Origin of the sequence: Bacteroides cellulosilyticus DSM 14838, from assembly GCF_000158035.1 — a bacterium.
In the GTDB taxonomy this organism is placed as follows: Bacteria; Bacteroidota; Bacteroidia; order Bacteroidales; family Bacteroidaceae; genus Bacteroides; species Bacteroides cellulosilyticus.
This window is the reverse complement of sequence record NZ_EQ973487.1, coordinates 1-3,542: the sequence shown is the minus strand read 5'-3', so window position 1 is coordinate 3,542 and position 3,542 is coordinate 1. Positions and strand designations below refer to the sequence as shown.

6 protein-coding genes and 2 pseudogenes are annotated in these 3,542 nt (G+C 46.2%); 1 reads left to right on the top strand and 7 read right to left on the bottom strand.

All coding sequences use genetic code 11. From position 1 onward, the window contains the following. Positions 1–436, top strand: a pseudogene (locus BACCELL_RS01210) (replication initiation protein); the annotation flags it as partial. A 36-nt stretch (positions 437–472) separates the two neighbouring features. Here BACCELL_RS01210 and BACCELL_RS01205 read toward each other — a convergent pair. From BACCELL_RS01205 to BACCELL_RS01180, 7 genes and pseudogenes are all read right to left on the bottom strand, one after another. Next, a complete protein-coding gene (locus BACCELL_RS01205; protein ID WP_004295510.1) occupies positions 473–703 on the bottom strand; it encodes a hypothetical protein in 231 nt (76 codons plus the stop codon). Between the two features lie 19 nt (positions 704–722). Continuing rightward, the gene (mbpC, locus tag BACCELL_RS01200; protein WP_004295511.1) at positions 723–1,175 is read right to left on the bottom strand and encodes a mobilization protein MbpC; all 453 of its coding nucleotides are present in this window, start codon (positions 1,173–1,175) and stop codon (positions 723–725) included. Next, entirely contained in the window at positions 1,132–1,926 is a 795-nt protein-coding gene (gene mbpB / locus BACCELL_RS01195) for a mobilization protein MbpB (protein ID WP_007560590.1), read from the bottom strand. Before mbpB ends, mbpC begins: the two co-directional genes overlap by 44 nt. Positions 1,927–2,148: 222 nt before the next feature. Beyond that, positions 2,149–2,223 (bottom strand): annotated as a pseudogene (locus tag BACCELL_RS27725) (hypothetical protein); the annotation flags it as partial. Between the two features lie 181 nt (positions 2,224–2,404). Further along, positions 2,405–2,602 carry a hypothetical protein gene (locus BACCELL_RS01190; RefSeq protein ID WP_007209655.1) on the bottom strand — a complete coding sequence of 66 codons (198 nt, stop codon included), beginning with the start codon at positions 2,600–2,602 and terminating at the stop codon, positions 2,405–2,407. A gap of 10 nt (positions 2,603–2,612) precedes the next feature. Beyond that, a complete protein-coding gene (locus tag BACCELL_RS01185) occupies positions 2,613–2,888 on the bottom strand; it encodes a type II toxin-antitoxin system YoeB family toxin (RefSeq protein WP_004327436.1) in 276 nt (91 codons plus the stop codon). Further along, positions 2,885–3,136 carry a hypothetical protein gene (locus BACCELL_RS01180; RefSeq protein ID WP_004295507.1) on the bottom strand — a complete coding sequence of 84 codons (252 nt, stop codon included), beginning with the start codon at positions 3,134–3,136 and terminating at the stop codon, positions 2,885–2,887. Before BACCELL_RS01180 ends, BACCELL_RS01185 begins: the two co-directional genes overlap by 4 nt. Positions 3,137–3,542: the final 406 nt, after the last annotated feature.

Sequence of the window (3,542 nt, the reverse complement as noted above, 5' to 3'; positions counted from 1 at the left end):
AAAAGACAGAATCGACAACTTCGAGGAAAGAGTATTAAAACCAGCAAAGGCTGCGCTTGATGAGAGTTGCCCATACACTTTCAACTACGTGAAAGTGCGTGAAAACCCAAACAACAAACGTAGCAAGGTGACCGGGTTTAGGTTTTACCCGGTCTATCAGCCACAGTTCAGGGATGAAGAACTGGAAGGGAAAGATTTGCAGGCAAAGGTTACAGCACGATATCAGATAGACAGCCATGTATACGAGTATCTCCGTTATTCCTGCGGTTTCACATCGGAAGAGATAAACCGGAACAAAGAGACATTCATAACGGCACAAGAAAAGATAACCGACCTTATCGGAGAACTGGCTCTCCTAAACGGAAAATCACGAGAAAAGAACAATCCGAAAGGGTGGATTATAAACGCCCTTAAAGGGAAAATCAAGGATAAGTAACAAGATTACCCGGCTGAAACACTCCGGGTAATCTTGTCAAATCAGAGGAACGATTTCCATTTCTACACCAAGTTCTTTCATCTGCTGTTGTATTTCCTCGCTGCTTAGTTTCTCTCTCGCCAGTGCAAGCCCATGAAAGGCGTCCCAGCCTGCCGGCTTCGAAACGATACTACCGTTTAGGACGGCATGGGTGATTTCGCCGCCGGACTTCGCACCCTTGTTCAGTATGAAGAAGAACCGGGGTTCTTCGTGTTCCGTTGTTCCCATAATTCGTAAAGTTAGATGTTTATTTATTCCCCTTTTGTTCCCTTGCCTGCTCTTGGTAGTATTCATAATACTGCTTGTAGTTGTCCCGGTCTTTGGCTGCATCCGTCCAAAGATAGCACATGAAACAAGCGAACAATAGGGAGATAACAGCACAAAGGATTGAGTAGAACGAAATTCGTTTGTCCACATAACCGCCGTTTTTCATTCTGTACCCCTGCCGTTCAAAGTCCGCCAACACGTTTTTTAGGCGATTTTCGGCACTTTCAAGGCTTTTCCCGTCTATTTGTACCTTTCGGGCTGTTGCGTCCTCTATGCGCTTCGTATAGACTTCAACACGCTTTAGTTCTTGATACACCAGTTCTACCGCAAGCTGCGGGTTTACCCTTGGCGTTGTATCTTTTCTTTTCCGGGGGCTGTACTGTCCCTGCTTAACGTTGGAAGCTGCCGCTTCCGGGTGTGAGTTTGTTTCCATGAGATATGTTCATTGAGTTGCACTTCAGTTTGCTTTGTGTCCGCTCGATATGGGCGAGAGTGTAGCCTTTCCCTATCTCGCTTGCCTTATACTCCGTACCGCTTCGGGCTGTGACATAGTAGCCGTTAAGTTTCCCGGTGCTTGCCCTGGCTTCCCGGACTTTAAAACCTCTCTTACCAAGTTCTTCCTTGAATTTGGTAAAGTCAAAGCCCTGCATCTTCTTCAATACGCCGTCCATGGCTTCCTTGATTTCCGCTTTGTTGACTTTGCCAATGTCCTGCGACTGTACAAAGTTCCGTTCCTTGGCTATGGCATTGGCGGCTTCCGTTGCCTTTTTCCCTATCCAGTTGTCCCGGTACAGTTCCCCGGAAAGGGAAACCCGGTTTGCCAGTATGTGCAGGTGGGCTTGCTCTTTCTTGCTCTCCGTACCGCTGTGCCGGATGATGATGTACTGGTGGTTCGCCAACCCCATGCGCTGCATGAAGTCGTTACCAAGTTCCGCCCAGTCCGCATCCGTAAAGGTGGCGCTTTCCTCTATCGAGGGGCTGACCTCGAAACGTAGGCAGTTGTTTTTTACGTTCGGAAAATCAATGTGATACGGTTTCATTTCCTGCACCATTTCCGCACCAGTACACCCATAAAGTTCATGCCGGGCTATCTCGGTGGCTACTGCCTGCCCGTTTATCTCTTTGGCGAGGTCGTACTCCAATGCCGCCACACCATGTGATATGCTTTTCCCTTTCCCTATCATCGTGAGAGTATTTTTTTGAGCTCTGTAATTAGTGCCCGGTTCTCCTCGAACACTTCCCGGTACTGGCGACCACCGAAGTAGTTGTTCAGCCGTTGGAGCGTTCCTTTCAACTGGGCTATGTCCCGGAGAAGCTGCCGTTCCTCCTCGGTGTACCTCTCCCTTGGGCGCCCCCCCAAGGGACAAACTCCGGCAGTATTCCGATACGCTTAGACTGCACCGGGCTGCCTGCTCCGCAAGTGCGTCCTTTTCAAGTTCGGTACATCGGAATGTAATCTTTTCGTTCCGTCTTAGTTCCATGCCACAAAGGTAATCTTAAAATCTTTTTGAGCAAAGCGAGAAAAGCAAGAATTGTCCGACAAGGACACTTCTTGCTATATATACACATGCCGCATGGGAATACATCCACACCAACCGCCCGGCAAAAAGCCCAGGCATGTTAGAAAATCCCCCACAGCCGAACAATTTCTACCCAAGGGGATTACACGCCGCAGAAGTCATCCGGGAACATGTCTTTCAGTTCGTCCAAATCAATGGCTTCTTCTTCGGACACCTCCACCCATTCAACGTTTTCTTTCCCTCTTATCGCACATGAGTACATCTCGGCGGCGGCAAGGTTAGAGAACACCTCGTGCATAGGCTCGCCGTTCTCTAACCAGTAAACACAATATTCGACCATAACAGTTTTATCATTTATCGTTGTAATGCCCCTCTACCTCCAAAATATAGACTTCTACTACTTCCTCGTAAATGTCATAGATTATCCGGTCATGGGCGGTGATGTGTCGAGACCATGTAATATCCCCACCGCCTCTTAACGCTTCGGGATGCCCAAGCCCAGTCTTAGGGTGCTCTAACAATTCTTTGTAGATTTTCTTATACTTCTTGAACAAATTGGGGTTTGATTTCTTCCATTTGGCAATCACCTTATCCACCCCGTCGGAAACCCTAATTGTGTACATCATAGACTATCGAAATAAGCGTCAATATCCTCACTGCTTTTGAGGGTAACACACTTTCCGGATTTGATTTCTTCCCTTGCCTTGTCAATCCTTGCTTGCAGCTCCGGGGTTATCATCAAATCCTCACGACCTACTTTCACCAAAGCGTAAATTTCGTTTTTCCGACGAATTAATACCTGCTCGCCATTGTCTGCTTTGGTGAAAGACGCTGCGAGGTTGTTACGGTATTCTCTTACTGATAATGCTTCCATATCTGTTTGCTTTTAAATTCAGCACAAAGATAGCTATATTTCAGTAAAATACAAATCTTTTGTACACATTTGTGTACACGCCATAAAAAACCGTTCCCAATCCTACCGCCCGTTGGTTGGTTTTGCTTTGCTCTTTTTTCCCTATCGTTTTTCTTTTTCCGACAGTAAATCAACCGCTTAGCCCTATAAATTTTCCTTGTCTGTTATAAACATCGTCTGTAATATGCTCTATCACTTTTACGAAAACACCGATAAACAAAGGGATTAAAGCATGTGCTTCCCTACATTTTGGGAGTTTTAATCCTACACTTTGGGAGTTTTTAAGACGCACTTTCCCTACACTTTGGGAGTTTTACCCTTCTTTTTTTGTTTATATGTAGGTATTTCATATCTTTGCAACAAATCA

Coding starts and splice junctions, on each gene's coding strand:
- mbpC (WP_004295511.1), bottom strand. CDS start 1,175: ATGGAAACAAACTCACACCCGGAAGCGGCAGCTTCCAACGTTAAGCAG.
- BACCELL_RS01185 (WP_004327436.1), bottom strand. CDS start 2,888: ATGATGTACACAATTAGGGTTTCCGACGGGGTGGATAAGGTGATTGCC.
- BACCELL_RS01205 (WP_004295510.1), bottom strand. CDS start 703: ATGGGAACAACGGAACACGAAGAACCCCGGTTCTTCTTCATACTGAAC.
- BACCELL_RS01190 (WP_007209655.1), bottom strand. CDS start 2,602: ATGGTCGAATATTGTGTTTACTGGTTAGAGAACGGCGAGCCTATGCAC.
- BACCELL_RS01180 (WP_004295507.1), bottom strand. CDS start 3,136: ATGGAAGCATTATCAGTAAGAGAATACCGTAACAACCTCGCAGCGTCT.
- mbpB (WP_007560590.1), bottom strand. CDS start 1,926: ATGATAGGGAAAGGGAAAAGCATATCACATGGTGTGGCGGCATTGGAG.